The sequence below is a fragment of the Pseudomonas sp. CFBP 13719 genome (assembly GCF_014842095.1).
Lineage (GTDB): Bacteria > Pseudomonadota > Gammaproteobacteria > Pseudomonadales > Pseudomonadaceae > Aquipseudomonas.
The window spans coordinates 612,490-633,670 of sequence record NZ_JACYVB010000003.1 but is presented as its reverse complement, the minus strand read 5'-3'; the positions used below and the strand labels follow the sequence as shown (position 1 = coordinate 633,670).

The window sequence follows — 21,181 nt, the reverse complement described above, 5'->3', positions numbered from 1 at the left end:
TTGAAGCCAGAGGTTCTCGGCCTGCATGGGCAGGCGTGACAAACGCTGGATCAGACTTCGTCGGGGCTGCGCAGGTGGGTTACCGCAATACGCTGTTCGCGGCGCTGTTCCTTCTGCGAAGGCATCTCGGCGCGGTATACGCCTTGATCACCGACGACCCAGGACAGCGGGCGACGCTCTTGGCCAATCGACTCCTGCAACAGCATCAAGCCTTGCAGGAAAGCTTCAGGGCGCGGCGGGCAGCCAGGCACGTAGACGTCCACGGGGAGGAATTTGTCGACCCCCTGGACCACCGAGTAGATGTCGTACATGCCACCGGAGTTGGCGCACGAACCCATGGAGATGACCCACTTGGGCTCTAGCATCTGCTCGTAGAGGCGCTGGATGATCGGCGCCATCTTGATGAAGCAGGTGCCGGCGATGACCATGAAGTCGGCCTGACGCGGCGAGGCCCGGATGACTTCGGCGCCGAAGCGGGCGATGTCGTGGGGCGCCGTGAAGGCCGTGGTCATTTCCACGTAGCAGCACGAGAGACCGAAGTTGTACGGCCACAGGGAGTTCTTGCGACCCCAGTTGACCGCGCCGCTGAGGACGTCTTCGAGTTTGCCCATGAAGATGTTCTTGTGAACCTGATCTTCTAGGGGGTCGGAAACAGTTTCCCTGGTGCCGATGGGATACTGCTCGTTGGGAGCATCGGGGTCGATCCGGGTGAGATTGTATTGCATTGCCAAAGCCTCATTGTTTCAGCTTCGCCTGCCGCTTGCGACGAGCTTCCGGTGCCCAGTCAAGGGCGCCCACTCGGAACAGGTAGACAAGACCTGCCAACAGAATTGCTATGAAAACGAGAGCTTCGACGAATCCGGTCCAGCCGCTTTCGCGGACGGACACAGACCAGGCAAAGAGAAAAAGGGCTTCGATATCGAAGATCACGAACAGCATCGCGACCAGATAGAATTTGGCGGAAAGGCGCAGACGGGCGCTGCCGACCGGCAGCATGCCGGATTCGAAAGGTTCGTTCTTGCTGCGTCCGAAGGCTTTGCTGCCCAGCAGGCTGGAGAGCCCGAGCATGAACGCACACAGACCGGCAACACCGAGAAGGAAGATGGCAAAGCCCCAGTTGTGGGCGATGAGTCCTGTCGAATCGGGCATGCTGGTTTCCTTGGCAAAGGCCGGGGCCTCTGGGTTGAATGAAGTGTCGCAGTGACGATATGTCGCAGCAGAATCAATCGCGATGATTTTATGGGTAAAAGCCGGGCAAGTAAATTTCGGATCGCAAATTAATTCGTATCATTACGCACATAGGCTTATTCAATGTAGCTCACTGGCAGGATTTAGGTGGGTGAAAGAAGAAAATATCAAGCAGGGCAAGCTTTTACCGTGAGTACGTGAATATCTTAATGATAACTAATATCATTTAGCGCGCTGGCTCGACTGTTCGAGTTGGGCTAATTAACCGTGCGGAGTGTTGTACTGGGTTATTCGGTTGCCGGCATTGCGCTGGATCAATCGAACGCATAAAAAAGCCCCCGGCAACTGCATGCGGCGGCTCTGAATTCAACACCCATCCCTGCAGGAGCGATGTCGACCCTGTGGGAGCGGGTTCTACCCGCGAATGCCACGCTGCGGTCTGGCAGGTACAACGCGCCGAATTCTTCGCGGGCAGAGCTCGCTCCCACAGTTACCTCGCTGAACAGGCACCTCGACCCACAGACGCTGCTCCCCTCGCGAGAGCAGCTTGCCTGAGGGATCAGTGGAACTGCTCTTCTTCGGTCGAGCCGGTCAGGGCGGTGACCGACGAGGCGCCGCCCTGGATCACGGTGGTCATGTCGTCGAAGTAACCGGTACCCACTTCCTGCTGGTGAGCGACAAAGGTATAGCCCTTTTCGGCATCGGCGAATTCCTGCTCCTGCAGCTTCACGTAGGCCGTCATGTCGTTGCGCGCGTAATCGTGCGCAAGGCTGAACATGCCGTGCCACATGTTGTGGATCCCGGCCAGGGTGATGAACTGATGCTTGTAGCCCATCGCCGACAGCTCGCGCTGGAATTTGGCGATGGTCGCGTCATCCAGGTTCTTCTTCCAGTTGAAGGAAGGGGAGCAGTTGTAGGAAAGCAGCTGGTCCGGGTACTCGCGCTTGATGGCCTCGGCGAAGCGACGCGCCTCATCCAGGTCCGGCTTGGCGGTCTCGCACCAGATAAGGTCGGCATAGGGCGCGTAAGCCAGGCCGCGGGCGATCGCCTGATCGAGGCCGGCACGTACTTTGTAGAAGCCTTCAGGTGTGCGGGTGCCGGTCACGAACGGCTGGTCGTAGGGGTCGCAGTCCGACGTCAGCAGGTCCGCGGCGTTCGCATCGGTGCGCGCCAGGATGATCGTCGGCACACCAGCGACATCGGCGGCCAGGCGCGCCGCAGTGAGTTTCTGCACGGCTTCCTGGGTCGGCACCAGTACTTTGCCGCCCATGTGCCCGCATTTCTTCACCGAGGCCAGCTGGTCTTCGAAGTGCACGCCGGCAGCGCCCGCTTCGATCATATTCTTCATCAATTCATAGGCATTGAGCACGCCGCCGAAGCCGGCTTCGGCGTCAGCCACGATTGGCGCGAAGTAGTCGATGTAGCCTTGGTCGCCCGGATTCTTGCCAGCCTTCCATTGGATCTGGTCGGCACGTCGGAACGAGTTGTTGATGCGCTTGACCACGGTCGGCACCGAGTCCACCGGGTACAGCGACTGGTCGGGGTACATCGATTCGGCGGAGTTGTTGTCGGCCGCGACCTGCCAGCCCGACAGATAGATGGCCTGGATGCCGGCCTTGACCTGCTGCACCGCCTGGCCGCCGGTAAGCGCGCCCATGCAGTTGACGAAATCCTTGTCGGGGCGGAATGAAGGCTTGGCGCCCTGGGTCACCAGGTTCCAGAGTTTCTCTGCGCCCAGGCGGGCCAGCGTGTGTTCGGGTTGGACCGAGCCACGCAGGCGCACCACGTCGGCGGGTGAGTAGTTGCGCGTCACACCTTTCCAGCGCGGGTTTTCGGACCAGTCTTTCGCAAGGGCCGCTTCTTGTTGTTCGCGTGTCAGTGCCATGGAGATAAACCTCGTGCATAGGTTCGATGATGGGGTTGCTGCGCCAGGCGCTGCTTGTGCCGAACTGCCGGTCGGCCCTGACCGTGCGCCGCGCTTGCCTGGTTGGCAAAGACACGGACCGGTGAGGGCGAGGCCATCATGCCCCATGGATTTTCTGCACGTCAAACGTTTTGTAGTGAAAATTATAAAGCACTACATATTTGCCGATTCCGCGACTGTAGAGTCAGTTTTCGAGGCTGCGGTCGCCGATTCGCGACAGGGGCAGCGCTGTCGTGACTTAGGCTCAATCAAGAGTGTCGACCTTTACTCGAACGGTCGTGTCGTTACGCCCTTGGGTGCTGTATTGCCGGGCGATGCCCTGTTGGTTGATGCTCGAATGCTCGTTCATGCCCGCCACTGTAATCCATTCGCCGAGCCGGCCGCTGAGGGTCGATTGCGTACTTTGCACGTTGACCACGTCGGCCCGTTCCTGGCTCAATCGGTCGTTGTTTGTAGCGATATTCAGGTGTACTACATCGCCAGTCAGGCTGGCGGTGACGTAGAAGCCCTGGGTGACATCGCGATACTCGGTCTGCGCTTGCAGGCGGCCGTAGGCGTCGGTGCCAGCGGTGGTCAAGGGTACGCTTTGGCCGATCTGGATGAGTGCCGGGCTGCCTTCGCTGGCTTGTACCTGTTGCACACCGCCGCTGCGGTTGTCGGTGCCGTACTGGATGATGCGCGTAGTGCCTGCGCCGTTGACGCGATAACCGCGCTGGTTGGCGGTGTTGCTGTCGCTGGTGTCGACGCTGATCAGCAGGCGTCGCGCCGGCTTGTCCAATTGCTCGAGCAATGCAGTGAGCTCGTCCAGCTTGTCGGGCTCGGCGTTGACCACCAGTTGGTTGCCATAGGCCGCGACGGTGCCTTCACGGCCCACCAGTTGTTGGGCGATGGGGAGGATATCGGCACTGGTGCGATAGTGAAGGGGCATGACCTGGGTAGCCGCTTGGGCACTGGGCATCAGGCATAACAGCAGGCTGGCGAGCAGAAGGTGCAGCGGCATGTCCGTGATCTCCGCATTGGATGTGCGGACAAGTATGGCATGCGCGCTGAGAGTACAGGATGCAGTGTATCAGCCGAACCGCGTCGCCCATTTCGCGGCCGCTGACCACCCAAAGACGGATGCGAGCCTCCGTAGGAGCGGTCAGTGGCCGCGAAAGGGTCGCTGCGGTTTCGCAGGCGCACCACAATGCGCCGTTCGGCTCCCACAGAAAGTCAGCCTGGACTGCGAACCATGTCCACATGGGGCAAACCAGCTTCGAGAAACTCACCGCTGACGATGCGAAAGCCATGGTGTTCGTAGAACGCCGTGGCGTGCACCTGGGCGCTGAGCTTCTGCTCGTGCAGGCCCAGCGCATTGGCATGGGCGATGACCGCTTGCAGCAACTTGTCGCCCACCCTCAGCCCGCGCCAATCCTTGAGCACGGACACCCGACCGATCTCACCGTCGGCGAGCAGGCGGGCAGTGCCCACTGCGTAGTCGCCTTCGACGGCCAGGAAGTGCACGGCGCTCAGATCGTCCTCGTCCCATTCCAGCTCGGCCGGAATCGCCTGCTCGGCGATGAACACCGCCTCGCGAATGCGCCGGATATCTCGATTGTCCTTGTGCCAGTCCGCCACGCGTACTTCGACGCTATTCATCGATGGCGAACCCCAGGCTCCCTTGCTTCACCAGTTCACACAGCAGCGCGCGGCCTTGTTCGTCGTTCATCCAGGGGCCCAGGTTGTCGATGTGCAAGGCGTCGGCCGCGCAGATCAACTTCAACAGATCGCGCAGTTCGCCGGGCAGCAAGCGGCTCTGGCCACTGGCGAACAACAGCAGGTCTTCGTCGACTTCCGACCAGGCCAGGCGGGCGCTCGGGTTACGCACCAGCAGCGCGCCCTGTTCCAGTTCGGCAAGCAGATCGGCCTCGGCCATGTCTTCGCCAGCGACCAGCTCCGGATAGCGCGGCTCGGTCATGAATTGGCCAAACCAGGTCAGCAGCAGACGCTCGTCACTCATGTGCTCGGCCAGCAGGCGCTTGAGGCGATCCAGCGCGTCGTGCTGAATCTGGTGAGGGTCGGCCGCAGGCACGGCATCGGCGTCGCTGTAGCGCTCTTCGTCCGGCAGGAACTGGCTGAGGAAGTCGGTGAAGTGGGTCAGCACTTCGGCAGCGCTTGGGGCACGGAAGCCGACCGAATAGGTCATGCAATCGTCCACGGCAACGCCGCAATGGGCCAGGCGCGGCGGCAGATAGAGCATGTCGCCGGGCTCCAGGGTCCACTCTTCGCTCTGCTGGAAGTCGGCCAGGATGCGCAGATCCGCGTGATCGAGCAGCGGGCTCTGCGAATCGCACATCTGTCCGACTTTCCAGTTGCGCTTGCCCAGCCCCTGCAGCAGGAACACATCGTAGTTGTCGAAGTGCGGACCGACGCCGCCGCCTGGTGCGGCAAAGCTGATCATGACGTCATCGATGCGCCAGCTGGGCAGGAAGCGGAAGTGCTCGAGCAGCTCGGCGACTTCCGGAACGAACTGGTCAACAGCCTGGACCAGCAGGGTCCACTCGGTTTCAGGCAGCTTGCTGAATTCATCCTCGGCAAAGGGCCCACGGCGCATTTCCCACGGCTGGGCGCCGTGTTCGATGACGATCCGCGACTCGACTTCTTCCTCGAGCGCCAGGCCGGCGAGTTCATCGGCGCTCAGCGGATTTTCGAAATCGGTGAAGGCCTGGCGTACCAGCAGGGGTTTCTTCTGCCAGTAGTCGCGGAGAAATTCAGCGGCAGTCAGGCCGCCCAGTATTTGAAGTGGGGTATTAGCTTTCATGTGTAACCTGCTGAATTATATTGCTTTTATAACCGGAATAAAAACGCCCGGCGAAGCCGGGCGTCGAAGCGTCGTTGGCGACTGTCAGACGCGCTTGGCCTGTGCAGCCGCATTGCCTATGTAATTGGCCGGCGTCAGTTGCTTGAGCTCGGCTTTGGCCTGGTCAGGCATGTCCAGCCCGTCGATGAAGGTCTGCAGAGCTTGTGGGCCGATGCCCTTGCCGCGGGTCAGCTCCTTGAGCTTCTCGTACGGATTCTCGATGTCGTAGCGGCGCATGACCGTCTGAATCGGCTCGGCGAGCACTTCCCAACAGGCATCCAGATCTTCAGCTATTTTCTGAGTATTGATCTCTAGCTTGCTGATTCCCTTGAGACTTGCTTCGTACGCGATGACGCTGTGGGCGAAGCCCACGCCCAGGTTGCGCAGTACGGTGGAGTCGGTCAGGTCGCGCTGCCAGCGCGAGATCGGCAGCTTGCTCGCCAGGTGCTGGAACAGCGCGTTGGCGATACCCAGGTTACCTTCGGAGTTCTCGAAGTCGATCGGATTGACCTTGTGCGGCATCGTCGAGGAGCCGATTTCGCCAGCGATGGTGCGCTGCTTGAAATAGCCCAGGGAGATGTAGCCCCAGATGTCGCGATCAAAGTCGATGAGGATGGTGTTGAAGCGCGCGATGGCGTCGAACAGCTCGGCGATGTAGTCGTGCGGCTCGATCTGCGTGGTGTAGGGATTGAAGCCCAGCCCCAGTTCGTCTTCGATGAAGGCGCGGGCATTGGCTTCCCAGTCGATCTGCGGGTAGGCCGACAGGTGCGCGTTGTAGTTGCCCACCGCGCCGTTGATCTTGCCCAGCAAAGGCACGGCGGCCACCTGGGCGATCTGCCGCTCCAGGCGGTACACCACGTTCGCCAGTTCCTTGCCCAGGGTCGTCGGCGAAGCCGGCTGGCCATGGGTGCGCGACAGCATCGGCACGTCGGCGAAGCGATGAGCCAGCTCGCGGATCGACTCGGCGATCTGGCGCATCAGCGGCAGCATCACGTCGTCGCGGCCTTCGCGCAGCATCAGGGCGTGGGACAGGTTGTTGATGTCCTCGCTGGTGCAGGCGAAATGGATAAACTCGCTGACCTTGGCCAGTTCCGGCAGCTTGGCCGCCTGTTCTTTGAGCAGGTACTCGATGGCCTTGACGTCGTGGTTGGTGGTGCGCTCGATTTCCTTGACGCGCTCGGCATGCTCCAGGGCGAAATCACTGGCAAGCACATCCAGTACGGCGTTGGCCTCTGCCGAGAAAGCCGGTACTTCGGCGATTTGCGGGTGCGCGGCCAGGCGCTGCAACCAGCGCACTTCGACCAGGGCGCGGAAGCGGATCAGGCCGTACTCGCTGAAAATGGTGCGAAGGGCCTGGGTTTTGCCGGCGTAGCGGCCGTCTACAGGGGAAACCGCAGTGAGCGAAGAAAGCTGCATGGGTATTCTCGGACAGTCGGGCTTTGAAAAGGGCGCGAATTATACATGAAAAAAGCCGGTTGGGCGGCGCGGGCCAACCCTCCGGTCATTCATCCGCGCATCAGGGGGTACAGCTCGCGCAACAACTTGCGGCGGCTGATCACCAGCTGCCAGCGATGACCACCCAACTGTCGCCACAGGCGCGCGGCGCGGATACCGGCCAACAGCAGGGCACGAATCTTCGAAGCATTGTTGGGTTGCTGCAGGTGGCGAGTGTCGCCGTGCACCTGGATGCGCTGGCGCAGTGTGCTCAGGGTGTCCTGGTACAGCGCACCCGTAGCGGCGATGACGTTCTCATGGCCCTGGCCGAAGTGCTCGACCTGGTTCTGGATCTGCGGAATGCGTTTGCCGATGATCTCCAGCATCTCGCCGCGCTTGGCCAGCTGCCGCTCCAGGCCCAGCATCGACAATGCGTAGCGCAGCGGCTCGCGCTGCAGGCTGCCGGGGTCTCGCTCAAGCGCGCTGGACAGCGCGCCATAACCTTCGCGCAGGTGGCTGTCGTCGCCGCCGAACACTTCGAGAGTGTTCTGCGGATCGACCACCAGCAGGCTGCCCAGCAGGCAGGCGACGTCGGCCTCGGCGGCGGAACCGGTCTTGGCGATCCGGTCGACCAGCACCGCAGCCTGGAACACCGCACCCAGTGCTACCAATTGTTCCTGCAGGTTGTTCATGGCTGGCTCCACGGCTCGGCGACTTCGATGACGCCGCCGCCCAGGCAGATTTCGCCGTCGTAGAATACAACGGACTGGCCAGGGGTGACCGCTCGCTGAGCTTCGTCGAACACCGCGCGATAGCCCTCGGCGGTCTGTTCCAGGGTGCACGCCTGGTCGGCTTGCCGGTAGCGCACCTTGGCCGTCAGGCGTCGCGGCTCGGCCAGGTCCACCGGGTTCACCCAGTAGATTTCCGAAGCGAGCAGGGCGCGGGAAAACAGCATCGGGTGTTCATTGCCCTGGCCCACGATCAATTCGTTGTTGACCAGGTCCTTGGCCAGCACATACCACGGGTCGTCACCGGCGTCCTTGAGGCCGCCGATACCCAGCCCCTGGCGCTGGCCGATGGTGTGGTACATCAAGCCGTGGTGACGGCCGATGACCTCGCCGCTGGTGGTCTTGATCTCGCCTGGCTGTGCCGGCAGGTACTGCTTGAGAAAGTCGCTGAAGCGTCGTTCGCCGATGAAGCAGATACCGGTGGAATCCTTTTTCTTCGCGGTCGCCAGACCGTGCATCTCAGCGATCGCGCGCACTTCGGGCTTTTCCAGTTCGCCCACGGGGAACAGCGTACGGGCGATCTGCTCACCGCCGACGGCGTGCAGGAAGTAGCTCTGGTCCTTGTTCGGGTCCAGGCCCTTGAGCAGTTGCGTCTGCCCGTCGATGTCGCGGCGACGCACGTAGTGACCGGTGGCGATCAGGTCGGCGCCGAGCATCAGCGCGTAGTCCAGGAACGCCTTGAACTTGATCTCGCGGTTGCACAGGATGTCCGGGTTCGGCGTGCGGCCGGCCTTGTATTCCTCGAGGAAGTGCTCGAAGACGTTGTCCCAGTATTCCGCCGCGAAGTTGGCAGTGTGCAGCTTGATGCCCAGCTTGTCGCAAACGGCCTGGGCATCCGCCAGGTCCTCGCGCGCCGTGCAGTATTCGGTTCCGTCGTCTTCTTCCCAGTTCTTCATGAACAGGCCTTCCACGTGGTAACCCTGCTCCATCAGCAGAAGGGCGGACACGGACGAGTCGACGCCGCCGGACATGCCGACGATGACGCGCTGCTTTGCACAGTGGCGGGGAGCTGGCTCACGCATAGGAATTCGATGGGGCCTCTGAAAAGGACGCGATTCTAACAGGGTGCGTTGGAAAACGCTCAGGTGCGAATCAGCTCCAGGCTGTGCAGGGGGCGTGTCAGGTAGTCGTCCAGGCACTGCATGACCAGCTCACTGCGCAGTCGATGCCCTTGGGCGGCGAGCTCGTCGCGGTTCAGCCAGGTGGTACCGCTGATGTCTGGGTCCAGCTCGCGCTCGGGGTTCAGGTGCAAGGGCCGGGCGCTGAAGCAGATGCGCTGGTAGGTCACGCCATTGCTGGGTGCGGTATACAGGTAGATGCCCACCACGCCGGTCAGCTCGACGTCCCAGGCGGTTTCCTCAAGGGTTTCACGCAAAGCGGCCTGCATGAGGTTTTCGTCAGGATCCAGATGGCCGGCAGGCTGGTTGAGCACCAACCGTCCACCTTTCATTTCCTCGACGAACAGAAAGCGTCCGCGGTCCTCGATGATGGTGGCGACAGTGATATGAGGTTGCCAGGTCATGATGGAATCTCCCATTGATGGACCCCTCGTAGGAGCGGTCCGTGGCCGCGAACCAGGCGCCGCGGTGCATCAGACAATACGCGTTGCTCCTTTCGCGGCCGATGACCGCTCCTACGGGTGCATGCGATCTTCCGTAGGAGCGGTCCGTGGCCGCGAACCAGGCGCCGCGGTGCATCAGACAATACGCGTTGCTCCTTTCGCGGCCGATGACCGCTCCTACGGGTGCATGCGATCTTCCGTAGGAGCGGTCCGTGGCTGCGAACCAGGCACCGCGGTGCATCTGTCGATTCGCGCTGCCCTTTTCGCAGCCGATGACCGCTCCTACGGGTGCATGCGATCTTCCGTAGGAGCGGTCCGTGGCTGCGAACCAGGCACCGCGGTGCATCGGTTGATTCGCGTTGCCCTCTTCGCGGCCGATGACCGCTCCTACGGGTGCATGCGATCTTCCGTAGGAGCGGTCCGTGGCCGCGAACCAGGCGCCGCGGTGCATCAGACAATACGCGTTGCTCCTTTCGCGGCCGATGACCGCTCCTACGGGTGCATGCGATCTTCCGTAGGAGCGGTCCGTGGCCGCGAACCAGGCGCCGCGGTGCATCAGACAATACGCGTTGCTCCTTTCGCGGCCGATGACCGCTCCTACGGGTGCATGCGATCTTCCGTAGGAGCGGCCCGTGGCCGCGAACCAGGCGCCGCGGTGCATCAGACAATACGCGTTGCTCCTTTCGCGGCCGATGACCGCTCCTACGAGAGATCGCGGATGCCAGAAAAAGTCAGCCCCGGCACTGGGCCAGGGCTGGGGGTGTTACCGATTCAAACCTTACACCAGCGAAGCGATCGCGGCGTTCAGGGTTTCGCTCGGACGCATGGCCTTGCGGGTCAGTTCCGCATCGGCATGGTAGTAGCCGCCGATGTCCACTGGCTTGCCTTGCACGGCGTTGAGCTCGGCGACGATCTTCGCCTCGTTCTCGGCCAGGGTCTTGGCCAGCGGCGCGAACTGCGCCTGCAGGGCGACGTCGTCGTTCTGCTCGGCCAGAGCCTGGGCCCAGTACAGTGCCAGGTAGAAGTGGCTGCCGCGGTTGTCGATGTTGCCGACCTTGCGCGATGGCGACTTGTTGTTGTCGAGGAATTGGCCAGTGGCCTTGTCCAGGGTTGCGGCCAGTACCAGCGCCTTGGGGTTGTCGTAGGTGCTGCCCAGGTGCTCCAGCGAAGCGGCCAGAGCGAGGAACTCACCCAAAGAATCCCAGCGCAGGAAGTTTTCTTCGACCAGTTGCTGAACGTGCTTGGGAGCCGAACCACCTGCGCCGGTTTCGAACAGGCCGCCGCCATTCATCAGTGGCACGATCGAAAGCATCTTGGCACTGGTGCCCAGTTCCATGATCGGGAACAGGTCGGTCAGGTAGTCGCGCAGCACGTTGCCGGTCACGGAAATCGTGTCTTGCCCGGCACGAATGCGCTTGAGCGAGAAGGCCATCGCATCGACCGGCGACATGATCTGGATGTCCAGGCCATTGGTGTCGTGGTCCTTCAGGTATTTCTGCACCTTGTCGATCATCACTGCGTCATGGGCGCGTGCAGGGTCGAGCCAGAACACGGCAGGGGTGCTACTGGCGCGAGCGCGATTGACGGCGAGCTTGACCCAGTCCTGGATCGGCGCGTCCTTGGTCTGGCACATGCGGAACACGTCGCCAGCCTCGACCTTCTGCTCCATGAGCACGCGGCCGTTGCTGTCGCTGACGCGGACCACGCCGTCGGCGGCAATCTGGAAGGTCTTGTCGTGCGAGCCGTACTCTTCGGCTTTCTGCGCCATCAGGCCAACGTTGGGCACGCTGCCCATGGTGGTCGGATCGAATGCACCGTGCTTCTTGCAGTCTTCGATGGCCGCCTGGTAAATGCTGGCGTAGCAGCGATCCGGGATCAGTGCCTTGGTGTCCTGCAGCACACCTTCGGTGTTCCACATCTTGCCCGAGTCGCGGATCATGGCAGGCATCGAGGCGTCGACGATGACGTCGCTGGGCACGTGCAGGTTGGTGATGCCCTTGTCGGAGTTGACCATGGCCAGGGCAGGGCGAGTGGCGTAGACGGCCTGCACGTCGGCTTCGATCTGCGCCTGCTGTTCGGCGGGCAGCGACTTGATGCGCGCGTACAGGTCGCCGATGCCATTGTTCAGGTTGAAACCGACCTGCTCCAGCACGTCAGCGTGCTTGTCCAGCGCTTCTTGATAGAACTCGGCGACGATCTGGCCGAACATGATCGGATCGGAGACCTTCATCATGGTGGCTTTCAGGTGAACGGAGAACAGCACGCCCTGTTTCTTGGCGTCCTCGATCTCGGCGGCCACGAAGGCGCGCAGGGCATTTTTGCTCAGCGCGGCGCAGTCGATGATCTCGCCGGCCAGGACTTTGGTCTTTTCCTTCAGTACGGTGGTGCTGCCGTCGCTGCCGACCAGTTCGATCTTGACGCTGCCGTCAGCTTCGATCAGGGCACTTTTCTCGCTGCCGTAGAAATCGCCGCTGCTCATGTGCGCAACGTGGGACTTCGAGTCGGCGGCCCAGGCGCCCATCTTGTGCGGGTGCTTGCGCGCGTAGTTCTTGACCGACAGTGGTGCACGGCGGTCGGAGTTGCCTTCACGCAGTACCGGGTTCACGGCGCTGCCCTTGACCTTGTCGTAGCGGGCGCGGGTGTCCTTGTCGGCATCCGACTCGGCGCTGTCGGGGTAGTCGGGCAGGTCGAAGCCCTGATCCTGCAGCTCTTTGATCGCCGCCTTCAGTTGCGGTACCGAAGCACTGATGTTCGGCAGCTTGATGATGTTGGCTTCAGGCGTGGTGGCCAGGGTGCCCAGCTCGGCGAGATCGTCCGGCACGGGTTTGCCGGCCTGCAGACGCTCGGGGAAGCTTGAAAGGAGGCGTGCCGCCAGGGATATGTCGCGGGTCTCGACGGCGATGTCCGAAGAAGCGGTGAAGGCTTCGATGATCGGCAGCAGCGAATAGGTGGCCAGGGCTGGCGCTTCGTCGGTGAAGGTATAGATGATCTTTGAGCGGGTGGGCATAATCGAATTAACTCTCTTCTTTGCTGAGCGTGCACAGAATCTCGAGATGCGCAGGATAGGCGCTTTCGCTCGTTGTCATCAATGAGGCGAAAAATCGAGCATTGGTCGCGGTGATGTGGGATGCATCAGTAGAGCGTCAAGCGGTCGACCGGCGACAGCGACCCTCTCGCGGCTTGCATGGGCAGCGCACGCGGGCGGACCGGTCCGACCAGAGTGACCCTGCGGTCACTGCGGCAGTATACCACTGGTCGCGGCGATGAATACTGTGTAGGGGGCACAAACCTGGGCGGGTCGGCAGCTGCCGGAAACGAAACAGGCCATCCGTGTGGATGGCCTGTGCGGGTGCAAGTTCGCAGCAATGACGGCGAGCAAGCGCTCACGTTGCCCGGCATGCGCCCGAGGAACGCTTGCTCGCGATCACTGTTCCTGCGCCGCGATCATGCGTTCGCGGACTCTCGGGTCTCGTCACTGGTCGTCGCAACGCTGGCTTGCGTGACTTCCGCCTGCGTGATTGCGGTCTCCGCTGCCTGGATCTTTACGGCGTGCAGGCCCTTGGGGCCCTGGATAATCTCGAAAGCGACGGCCTGGCCGGCCTTCAGCGTCTTGTAACCCTCCATGGTAATGGCGGAAAAATGGGCGAAAAGATCCTCGGTCTGACCGTCTTCGATAATGAAGCCGTAGCCCTTGGCATTGTTGAACCACTTGACTTTACCACTGCGCATACCCATATCCCTCTGCAAAGGACTCCAGCTCTGGAGTATCATCCACTTCATGCGCAACACAACCGATTGAAAAAATTTGGTTGACTGCGCGGACCTTTCTTCCCCAATGTGGGTTCTACTGTTTGTAACACCGTTTTGCCGATAGTCAAGGTCATGCGGCGACCGAGTCAAAATTCGGTCACAAGGTCAACCCACCACTTCTATTCGCTCAACGATGAATCTTCTTTCCATGCATGCATTCAGTCAGATTCGACTAACCTTCAATCAAGACCGCCCGCAGTCGCACGAGGACGATTCGGCAGGCATTGCCGTCCAGGAATCCAAGCCTGCGTTGCAGGCACCACCGATGTACAAGGTGGTTTTGTTCAATGACGACTACACCCCGATGGATTTCGTCGTCGAGATCCTCGAGGTTTTTTTCAATCTGAATCGTGAGCTGGCGACCAAGGTCATGCTGGCCGTCCATACAGAAGGACGGGCAGTATGCGGATTGTTTACCCGTGACATCGCCGAAACCAAGGCCATGCAGGTCAACCAGTACGCCAGGGAAAGCCAGCATCCGCTACTCTGTGAAATCGAGAAGGACGGTTAACGCCGACCACTTGGGTATGAGGTGAAGCTATGTTAAACCGCGAGCTCGAAGTCACGCTCAATCTTGCCTTCAAGGAAGCGCGCTCCAAGCGTCATGAGTTCATGACCGTGGAGCACCTTCTTCTGGCGCTATTGGACAACGAGGCAGCCGCCACCGTATTGCGCGCGTGCGGCGCCAATCTTGAAAAGCTCAAACACGACCTGCAGGAGTTCATCGACTCCACCACGCCGTTGATCCCCGTGCATGACGAGGACCGTGAGACCCAGCCAACCCTGGGCTTCCAGCGGGTACTGCAGCGCGCCGTGTTCCATGTACAAAGTTCGGGCAAGCGAGAAGTCACCGGGGCCAATGTGCTGGTGGCGATCTTCAGCGAGCAGGAAAGCCAGGCCGTGTTCCTGCTCAAGCAGCAGAGCGTGGCGCGAATCGATGTGGTCAACTACATCGCCCATGGCATTTCCAAGGTCCCTGGCCACGGTGACAGTTCCGAAGGCGAGCAGGAGATGCAGGACGAAGAAGGGGGTGATACGTCTTCCTCAAGCAACCCGCTGGACGCCTATGCCAGCAATCTCAACGAGCTTGCCCGCCAAGGCCGCATCGATCCATTGGTCGGTCGCGAGAGCGAAGTCGAGCGCGTCGCGCAGATTCTTGCCCGTCGCCGCAAGAACAACCCGTTGCTGGTGGGCGAGGCAGGCGTGGGCAAGACAGCCATCGCCGAAGGTCTGGCCAAGCGCATCGTCGACAGCCAGGTACCCGATCTGCTCGCCAACAGTGTCGTGTATTCGCTCGACCTGGGCGCATTGCTTGCCGGTACCAAGTATCGCGGCGATTTCGAGAAGCGCTTCAAGGCGCTGCTCGGCGAGTTGAAGAAACGACCGCAAGCGATCCTGTTCATCGACGAGATCCACACCATCATCGGTGCAGGTGCCGCTTCGGGCGGGGTAATGGATGCGTCCAACCTGCTCAAACCGCTGCTGTCCTCCGGCGACATCCGCTGCATCGGTTCGACCACTTTCCAGGAATTCCGCGGCATCTTCGAGAAAGACCGCGCCCTGGCACGCCGCTTCCAGAAAGTCGACGTGTCCGAGCCTTCGGTGGAAGACACCATCGGTATCCTGCGTGGCCTCAAGGGGCGGTTCGAGCAGCATCACAACATCGAATACAGTGATGAAGCACTGCGTGCGGCCGCCGAGTTGGCGTCTCGTTACATCAATGACCGCCACATGCCCGACAAGGCCATCGACGTCATCGACGAGGCCGGTGCCTACCAGCGCCTGCAGCCTGAAGCCAATCGAGTCAAGCGTATCGAAGTGCCTCAGGTCGAAGACATCGTGGCCAAGATCGCGCGGATTCCGCCTAAGCATGTCACCAGTTCCGACAAGGAGCTGCTGCGTAACCTGGAGCGTGATCTCAAGCTCACTGTATTTGGCCAGGACGCTGCCATCGATTCGCTGGCCACGGCCATCAAGCTGTCGCGTGCCGGGTTGAAGGCGCCGGACAAGCCGGTGGGTTCGTTCCTGTTCGCCGGCCCTACCGGTGTCGGCAAGACCGAGGCTGCGCGCCAGCTGGCCAAGGCCCTCGGCGTGGAGCTGGTGCGTTTCGACATGTCCGAGTACATGGAGCGTCACACCGTATCGCGTCTGATCGGTGCGCCGCCGGGTTATGTCGGGTTCGACCAGGGCGGTCTGTTGACCGAAGCGATCACCAAGCAGCCGCATTGCGTTCTGCTGCTCGATGAAATCGAAAAGGCTCACCCCGAGGTCTTCAACCTGCTGCTGCAGGTCATGGATCACGGCACCCTGACCGACAACAACGGACGCAAGGCGGATTTCCGCAACGTGATTCTCATCATGACCACCAACGCCGGTGCCGAAACCGCTGCGCGGGCCTCGATCGGGTTTACCCATCAGGACCACTCGTCCGACGCCATGGAAGTGATCAAGAAGAGCTTCACGCCGGAATTCCGCAACCGCCTGGACACCATCATCCAGTTCGGTCGCCTGAGCCACGAAGTCATCAAGAGCGTGGTCGACAAGTTCCTCACCGAACTGCAGGCGCAACTGGAAGACAAGCGTGTGCAGCTTGAAGTCACCGATGCCGCACGCGGCTGGCTGGCGGCAAGCGGCTACGACGTGCAGATGGGTGCACGTCCCATGGCGCGCCTGATCCAGGACAAGATCAAGCGGCCGTTGGCGGAAGAGATCCTGTTCGGCGAGTTGGCCGAGCATGGCGGGGTGGTCCACATCGACATCAAGGACGGCGAGCTGACCTTCGATTTCGAAACCACGGCTGAGATGGCGTAACGGCTCGACGCGGCTTGCGCCGCTGCTACAGAGGTTTGTGTAACCCCTGTAGCAGCGGCGCAAGCCGCGTCAGCTTTTCGTGTCCAAATCCCACGCACACAAAAACGCCCGGCAATGCCGGGCGTTTTCATGTGTCTCGGTTCAGCGAGCGCGGTAAGTGATGCGCCCTTTGCTCAAATCATAGGGCGTCAGTTCCACACGCACCTTGTCACCGGTCAGAATACGAATGTAGTTCTTGCGCATCTTGCCGGAGATATGCGCGGTTACGACGTGCCCGTTTTCCAACTCCACGCGAAACATGGTGTTGGGCAGGGTGTCGACGACAGTGCCTTCCATTTCGAAGCTGTCTTCTTTCGACATGCAGTAAAACCCTCGGTATCCAGTTGATGGCCCGGTGCAACTGCGCCAGGCAAAAGCGGCGTGCATTGTGCCCGAAAAAGGGGGCTCAAGCCAAGGGGTTCAGTTAAGTGTTACCCATCTCTGGTTGATAAGCAGCTCGATCGGTCGATATTGGGTCTTGTAATTCATCTTTTGGCAGTTCTTGATCCAGTAACCCAGATAGACCGCATCCAGATTCAATCGCCGCGCTTCCTCGATCTGCCAGAGGATAGCCAAACGCCCCAGGCTGCGACGCTCTTCGGTCGGCTCGTAGAAGGTATACACGGCAGACAGCCCGTTGGGCAGCAGGTCTGTCACGGCCACCGCGAGCAGCCTGCCTTCCAGGCGGAATTCGTAGAAGCGCGAAAACGGCAGGTCTCGGACCAGAAACGTCGAAAACTGATCACGGCTGGGCGGGAACATGTCGCCATCGGCGTGACGCTGTTCGATGTAGCGCTGGTACAGGTCGAAATACTCCTCGCTGAAGCGGGGGGTTGCGCTCGTCACCTGAACGTCGTGATTGCGCTTGACGATGCGTTTCTGCTGGCGCGAGGGAGTGAAGCCTGCCGTGGGAATGCGTGCCGGCACACAGGCGTTGCAACGCTGGCAGTGCGGTCGGTAAAGGTGGTCACCGCTGCGTCGGAACCCCATCTCCGAAAGGTCGGCGTAGACGTTGACGTCCATCGGCTGGCTCGGGTCGAGAAACAAGGTCGTGGCTTGCTCGTCGGGCAGGTAGCTGCACGAATGGGGTTGAGTGGCATAGAACTTCAAGCGCGCCAACTCAGTCATGATGAACCCTCGGAATGAAACCATTGCATCAAGTGTAAGCCAGTGCCGGATAACTCGCCTAGCGCTGCCATGTCGCGCTGTTGGGCTGGTCGAGGTATTGGCTCAGGTAACCGGCGAACTGGTCTCGGGGGATGCTTCTCGCGCCCAGGCTGTGCAAGTGCTCGGTGGGCATCTGGCAGTCGATCAGCACGAAGCCGGCCTGCTGCAGATGCTCGACCAGGGTCACGAAGCCAACCTTGGAGGCATTGTCGGCACGGCTGAACATGGATTCGCCGAAAAACAGTTTGCCCATGGCCAGGCCGTAGAGGCCACCCACCAGTGTCTCGCCGTCCCACACCTCGACCGAGTGCGCGTGGCCTTGCTCGTGCAGGGTGAGGTAGGCGCGTTGCATGTCGCCGGTTATCCAGGTGCCGTCGGTGTAGTCGCGCGGCCCGGCGCAGGCAGAGATGACAGCCGCAAAATCCTGATCGAAGGTCACCCTGAAGCGTTGCTGGCGCAGCACCTTGCGCAGGCTGCGTGACACATGCAGTTCGGCGGGCATCAGCACGGTACGTGGATCCGGCGACCACCAGAGAATCGGCTGACCGTTTTCAAACCAGGGGAAGCAGCCGTGTCGGTAGGCCTGCACCAGGCGCTCGGGACTCAGATCGCCACCGGCAGCCAACAGGCCATTGGGCTCGCGCATCGCCTTGCTCAGCGGAGGAAAGACCAGTTCGTTTCGTTTGAGCCAAGTCAGCATGATTGTTCGCTACGGCAGGGGAGGGTGGTATCGGCGGCGATGAGCTCATCCTGCCACGAACCTGTTGGCACGCCAATGCGCGTCGGCGTGCTGCGGGCCGCCTGCAGTCGAGCTTTCATGTAACTTTTCCGGACAACTGGAGTCTCATGGCACTGTTCTTCAAGATCCGCTCGTAAGGTCTTGTCGGATAAGGCAATGCACTGCGGAACTGGTATTCGTGCGTCCTCCGGTTCGGTACTGAACGGCACAAGGCGGCAGACGCTTATATTGCAGATGCGCGAATTGCCGACAAACCCGTACAATGCGATCTTTGCAGGGCCCGTTGTCCACCGATAGTGGCCATTTGCTGTATTTTTGTCATTCATCAGTTGCGCGCTCGGACAGGCGCAGGAAATCAAGCGTTTTGAAGAAATCCACTGCCTCATCCGCTCCCGTATCGGTGCCTGTCTGGCGCCAGCAGATGCATTATCGCCTCAAGGAAGGCGCACTGATCGCCATGGGCGCGCTGTGCCTTTACCTGTGGATGGCGTTGTTGACCTACGACCAGACCGATCCTGGCTGGAGCCACACCAGCAGCAACATGGACCAGGTGCAGAACGCTGCCGGTCGTGCCGGTGCGTTCGCCGCCGACATTCTGTTCATGGTGCTGGGCTATTTCGCCTACATCTTCCCCCTGCTGCTGGCAGTCAAGACCTGGCAGATCTTCCGTCAGCGCCACGAACCCTGGCAGTGGAGTGGCTGGCTGTTTTCCTGGCGCCTGATCGGGCTGGTGTTCCTGATTCTCTCCGGCGCGGCCCTGGCTCATATCCATTTCCATTCCGCCGGCAGCCTGCCGGCGTCCGCCGGCGGCGCGCTGGGCCAGAGCCTGGGCAACCTGGCGCTCAACGCCTTGAACATCCAGGGCAGCACCCTGTTGTTCATCGCACTGTTTCTGTTCGGCCTGACCGTGTTCACTGACCTGTCCTGGTTCAAGGTCATGGACATGACCGGCAAGATCACCCTCGATCTGCTCGAGCTGATGCAGGGCTCGGCCAGCCGCTGGTGGGCGGCGCGTGCCGAACGCAAGCAACTGGTTGCCCAGCTGCGTGAAGTGGACGAACCGGCCTACGCTGCGCCCAGGGTCAGCGAGCCGCGCGATATCGCCAAGCCCAGGCCGGTGCGGCCGGCGCCGGTGGAGCCGACCCTGCAGAGCCGTCCAGTAGCACCCATCGCGCCGGCTGCAATGGCGGCGCCGGTCGCGGCCATTCAGCCCCTGCGGCCTGCGGTACCGATCAAGCCGTTGAGTGAGGAAAGCACACAGGGTGCGCCGAGCGGCAAGCCGCCTGAGCAAAGCGCGCGGGTGCAGAAGGAGAAGCAGGCGGCGTTGTTCGTCGACAGCGCCGTGCAGGGCACCTTGCCGCCGATTTCCATTCTCGATCCCGCCGAAGAGAAGAAGGTCAACTATTCGCCAGAGTCGCTGGCGGCGGTGGGCCAGTTGCTGGAGGTGAAACTCAAGGAGTTCGGCGTGGAAGTGACCGTCGATTCCATTCATCCCGGCCCGGTGATCACCCGTTACGAGATCCAGCCGGCGGCCGGCGTCAAGGTCAGCCGCATCTCCAACCTGGCCAAGGACCTGGCGCGTTCGCTGGCGGTGCTCAGTGTCCGTGTGGTCGAAGTCATTCCCGGCAAGACCACCGTCGGTATCGAGATTCCCAACGAAGACCGGCAGATCGTGCGCTTCTCCGAAGTGCTGTCCTCGCCCCAGTACGACGAGGCCAAGTCGCCCGTTACAATGGCGCTGGGCCACGACATCGGCGGCAAGCCGGTGATCACCGACCTGGCCAAGATGCCTCACCTGCTGGTGGCCGGTACCACCGGTTCCGGCAAGTCGGTGGGGGTCAACGCGATGATCCTGTCGATCCTGTTCAAGTCGGGCCCGGAAGACGCCAAGCTGATCATGATCGACCCGAAGATGCTCGAATTGTCGATCTACGAGGGCATTCCGCACCTGCTTTGCCCTGTGGTCACCGACATGAAGGATGCGGCCAACGCGCTGCGCTGGAGCGTTGCCGAGATGGAGCGTCGCTACAAGCTGATGGCGGCCATGGGCGTGCGTAACCTGGCGGGCTTCAACCGCAAGATCAAGGACGCCGAGGAGGCCGGAACGCCACTGGGCGACCCGCTGTACAAGCGCGAGAGCATTCACGACGAGGCGCCACTGCTCAAGACCCTGCCGACCATCGTGGTGGTCGTGGACGAATTCGCCGACATGATGATGATCGTCGGCAAGAAGGTCGAAGAGCTCATTGCACGTATCGCGCAGAAGGCTCGTGCCGCCGGTATCCACCTGATCCTCGCCACCCAGCGACCTTCGGTGGACGTCATCACCGGTTTGATCAAGGCCAACATCCCCACGCGCATGGCATTCCAGGTATCGAGCAAGATCGACTCGCGCACGATCATCGACCAGGGCGGCGCCGAACAGTTGCTGGGTCACGGTGACATGCTCTACATGCCGCCTGGCACCAGCCTGCCGATTCGTGTGCACGGCGCCTTCGTGTCCGACGAAGAGGTGCATCGCGTGGTCGAGGCGTGGAAGCAGCGTGGCGTGCCCGACTACAACGAAGACATTCTGGCGGGCGTCGAGGAAGCCGGCAGTGGCTTCGAGGGCAGCAGTGGCGGTGGCGATGGCGACGATAGCGAAAGCGATGCACTCTACGACGAGGCAGTCAACTTCGTGCTGGAAAGCCGTCGTGCATCCATCTCTGCGGTACAGCGCAAGCTCAAGATCGGCTACAACCGCGCGGCGCGCATGATCGAGTCCATGGAAATGGCCGGTGTGGTTACGCCCATGAACACCAATGGCTCGCGCGAAGTGATCGCGCCGGGCCCGATGCGCGACTGATGCAACGCTCGCGCCTTACCCTAGAACGAGGATTCC

General features: G+C 61.3%; 19 protein-coding genes. 3 read left to right on the top strand and 16 right to left on the bottom strand.

Annotated features, from left to right (window positions below):
- Nucleotides 1-50: 50 nt before the first annotated feature.
- The 12 genes from IFT57_RS13155 to cspD form a co-directional block, all read right to left on the bottom strand.
- The gene (locus IFT57_RS13155; RefSeq protein WP_122477749.1) at nt 51-725 is read right to left on the bottom strand and encodes a NuoB/complex I 20 kDa subunit family protein; all 675 of its coding nucleotides are present in this window, start codon (nt 723-725) and stop codon (nt 51-53) included.
- A 10-nt stretch (nt 726-735) separates the two neighbouring features.
- The gene (locus IFT57_RS13150; RefSeq protein WP_043190089.1) at nt 736-1,149 is read right to left on the bottom strand and encodes an NADH-quinone oxidoreductase subunit A; all 414 of its coding nucleotides are present in this window, start codon (nt 1,147-1,149) and stop codon (nt 736-738) included.
- Nucleotides 1,150-1,747: 598 nt separating this feature from the next.
- Entirely contained in the window at nt 1,748-3,073 is a 1,326-nt protein-coding gene (gene aceA, locus IFT57_RS13145) for an isocitrate lyase (protein WP_122715554.1), read from the bottom strand.
- A gap of 283 nt (nt 3,074-3,356) precedes the next feature.
- On the bottom strand, nt 3,357-4,112 hold the full coding sequence (locus tag IFT57_RS13140; RefSeq protein WP_192151672.1) for a secretin N-terminal domain-containing protein: 756 nt from the start codon (nt 4,110-4,112) through the stop codon (nt 3,357-3,359).
- A gap of 212 nt (nt 4,113-4,324) precedes the next feature.
- Nucleotides 4,325-4,750: a GNAT family N-acetyltransferase gene (locus IFT57_RS13135; RefSeq protein ID WP_192151671.1), complete on the bottom strand. Its 426-nt coding sequence runs from the start codon at nt 4,748-4,750 to the stop codon at nt 4,325-4,327.
- Entirely contained in the window at nt 4,743-5,912 is a 1,170-nt protein-coding gene (locus IFT57_RS13130; RefSeq protein WP_122715551.1) for a ribosomal protein uL16 3-hydroxylase, read from the bottom strand. Before IFT57_RS13130 ends, IFT57_RS13135 begins: the two co-directional genes overlap by 8 nt.
- Before the next feature lie 84 nt (nt 5,913-5,996).
- Complete coding sequence (gene purB / locus IFT57_RS13125) at nt 5,997-7,367, bottom strand: adenylosuccinate lyase (protein WP_122715550.1); 1,371 nt, start codon at nt 7,365-7,367, stop codon at nt 5,997-5,999.
- Nucleotides 7,368-7,456: 89 nt separating this feature from the next.
- On the bottom strand, nt 7,457-8,077 hold the full coding sequence (hflD, locus tag IFT57_RS13120) for a high frequency lysogenization protein HflD (RefSeq protein ID WP_122477760.1): 621 nt from the start codon (nt 8,075-8,077) through the stop codon (nt 7,457-7,459).
- Nucleotides 8,074-9,195, bottom strand: coding sequence for a tRNA 2-thiouridine(34) synthase MnmA (gene mnmA / locus IFT57_RS13115; RefSeq protein WP_122797028.1), 1,122 nt, complete (start codon nt 9,193-9,195; stop codon nt 8,074-8,076). The genes hflD and mnmA overlap by 4 nt, the downstream gene beginning before the upstream one ends.
- A gap of 59 nt (nt 9,196-9,254) precedes the next feature.
- On the bottom strand, nt 9,255-9,695 hold the full coding sequence (locus IFT57_RS13110) for an NUDIX hydrolase (RefSeq protein WP_122715548.1): 441 nt from the start codon (nt 9,693-9,695) through the stop codon (nt 9,255-9,257).
- 817 nt (nt 9,696-10,512) lie between these two features.
- Nucleotides 10,513-12,741, bottom strand: a complete 2,229-nt coding sequence (locus tag IFT57_RS13105; RefSeq protein ID WP_192151670.1) for an NADP-dependent isocitrate dehydrogenase — start codon at nt 12,739-12,741, stop codon at nt 10,513-10,515.
- A 437-nt stretch (nt 12,742-13,178) separates the two neighbouring features.
- Complete coding sequence (cspD, locus tag IFT57_RS13100) at nt 13,179-13,463, bottom strand: cold shock domain-containing protein CspD (protein ID WP_192151669.1); 285 nt, start codon at nt 13,461-13,463, stop codon at nt 13,179-13,181.
- A gap of 229 nt (nt 13,464-13,692) precedes the next feature.
- Between cspD and clpS the strand changes: the two genes are divergently transcribed.
- Together clpS and clpA are read left to right on the top strand one after the other, a co-directional pair.
- The gene (gene clpS, locus IFT57_RS13095; protein ID WP_043190060.1) at nt 13,693-14,055 is read left to right on the top strand and encodes an ATP-dependent Clp protease adapter ClpS; all 363 of its coding nucleotides are present in this window, start codon (nt 13,693-13,695) and stop codon (nt 14,053-14,055) included.
- A gap of 29 nt (nt 14,056-14,084) precedes the next feature.
- Entirely contained in the window at nt 14,085-16,355 is a 2,271-nt protein-coding gene (gene clpA, locus IFT57_RS13090) for an ATP-dependent Clp protease ATP-binding subunit ClpA (protein WP_122477768.1), read from the top strand.
- Between the two features lie 141 nt (nt 16,356-16,496).
- Here clpA and infA read toward each other — a convergent pair whose 3' ends face one another.
- The 4 genes from infA to IFT57_RS26995 form a co-directional block, all read right to left on the bottom strand.
- Nucleotides 16,497-16,715, bottom strand: coding sequence for a translation initiation factor IF-1 (infA, locus tag IFT57_RS13085; RefSeq protein ID WP_002553999.1), 219 nt, complete (start codon nt 16,713-16,715; stop codon nt 16,497-16,499).
- Nucleotides 16,716-16,814: 99 nt separating this feature from the next.
- Nucleotides 16,815-17,522 (bottom strand): arginyltransferase, encoded by a 708-nt coding sequence (locus IFT57_RS13080; protein ID WP_122715546.1) that lies wholly within the window; start codon nt 17,520-17,522, stop codon nt 16,815-16,817.
- Nucleotides 17,523-17,580: 58 nt separating this feature from the next.
- On the bottom strand, nt 17,581-18,261 hold the full coding sequence (aat, locus tag IFT57_RS13075) for a leucyl/phenylalanyl-tRNA--protein transferase (RefSeq protein ID WP_192151668.1): 681 nt from the start codon (nt 18,259-18,261) through the stop codon (nt 17,581-17,583).
- Nucleotides 18,255-18,686, bottom strand: a complete 432-nt coding sequence (locus IFT57_RS26995; protein ID WP_244657347.1) for a hypothetical protein — start codon at nt 18,684-18,686, stop codon at nt 18,255-18,257. Before IFT57_RS26995 ends, aat begins: the two co-directional genes overlap by 7 nt.
- Between IFT57_RS26995 and IFT57_RS13070 the strand changes: the two genes are divergently transcribed.
- Complete coding sequence (locus IFT57_RS13070) at nt 18,665-21,145, top strand: DNA translocase FtsK (protein ID WP_244657306.1); 2,481 nt, start codon at nt 18,665-18,667, stop codon at nt 21,143-21,145. The genes IFT57_RS26995 and IFT57_RS13070 overlap by 22 nt on opposite strands.
- Nucleotides 21,146-21,181 lie beyond the last annotated feature (36 nt).

What these genes read in the sequence shown, in the direction of transcription:
- IFT57_RS13155 (WP_122477749.1), bottom strand. Translation starts at nt 725, where the DNA reads ATGCAATACAATCTCACCCGGATCGACCCCGATGCTCCCAACGAGCAG.
- IFT57_RS13150 (WP_043190089.1), bottom strand. Translation starts at nt 1,149, where the DNA reads ATGCCCGATTCGACAGGACTCATCGCCCACAACTGGGGCTTTGCCATC.
- aceA (WP_122715554.1), bottom strand. Translation starts at nt 3,073, where the DNA reads ATGGCACTGACACGCGAACAACAAGAAGCGGCCCTTGCGAAAGACTGG.
- IFT57_RS13140 (WP_192151672.1), bottom strand. Translation starts at nt 4,112, where the DNA reads ATGCCGCTGCACCTTCTGCTCGCCAGCCTGCTGTTATGCCTGATGCCC.
- IFT57_RS13135 (WP_192151671.1), bottom strand. Translation starts at nt 4,750, where the DNA reads ATGAATAGCGTCGAAGTACGCGTGGCGGACTGGCACAAGGACAATCGA.
- IFT57_RS13130 (WP_122715551.1), bottom strand. Translation starts at nt 5,912, where the DNA reads ATGAAAGCTAATACCCCACTTCAAATACTGGGCGGCCTGACTGCCGCT.
- purB (WP_122715550.1), bottom strand. Translation starts at nt 7,367, where the DNA reads ATGCAGCTTTCTTCGCTCACTGCGGTTTCCCCTGTAGACGGCCGCTAC.
- hflD (WP_122477760.1), bottom strand. Translation starts at nt 8,077, where the DNA reads ATGAACAACCTGCAGGAACAATTGGTAGCACTGGGTGCGGTGTTCCAG.
- mnmA (WP_122797028.1), bottom strand. Translation starts at nt 9,195, where the DNA reads ATGCGTGAGCCAGCTCCCCGCCACTGTGCAAAGCAGCGCGTCATCGTC.
- IFT57_RS13110 (WP_122715548.1), bottom strand. Translation starts at nt 9,695, where the DNA reads ATGACCTGGCAACCTCATATCACTGTCGCCACCATCATCGAGGACCGC.
- IFT57_RS13105 (WP_192151670.1), bottom strand. Translation starts at nt 12,741, where the DNA reads ATGCCCACCCGCTCAAAGATCATCTATACCTTCACCGACGAAGCGCCA.
- cspD (WP_192151669.1), bottom strand. Translation starts at nt 13,463, where the DNA reads ATGCGCAGTGGTAAAGTCAAGTGGTTCAACAATGCCAAGGGCTACGGC.
- clpS (WP_043190060.1), top strand. Translation starts at nt 13,693, where the DNA reads ATGCATGCATTCAGTCAGATTCGACTAACCTTCAATCAAGACCGCCCG.
- clpA (WP_122477768.1), top strand. Translation starts at nt 14,085, where the DNA reads ATGTTAAACCGCGAGCTCGAAGTCACGCTCAATCTTGCCTTCAAGGAA.
- infA (WP_002553999.1), bottom strand. Translation starts at nt 16,715, where the DNA reads ATGTCGAAAGAAGACAGCTTCGAAATGGAAGGCACTGTCGTCGACACC.
- IFT57_RS13080 (WP_122715546.1), bottom strand. Translation starts at nt 17,522, where the DNA reads ATGACTGAGTTGGCGCGCTTGAAGTTCTATGCCACTCAACCCCATTCG.
- aat (WP_192151668.1), bottom strand. Translation starts at nt 18,261, where the DNA reads ATGCTGACTTGGCTCAAACGAAACGAACTGGTCTTTCCTCCGCTGAGC.
- IFT57_RS26995 (WP_244657347.1), bottom strand. Translation starts at nt 18,686, where the DNA reads ATGAGGCAGTGGATTTCTTCAAAACGCTTGATTTCCTGCGCCTGTCCG.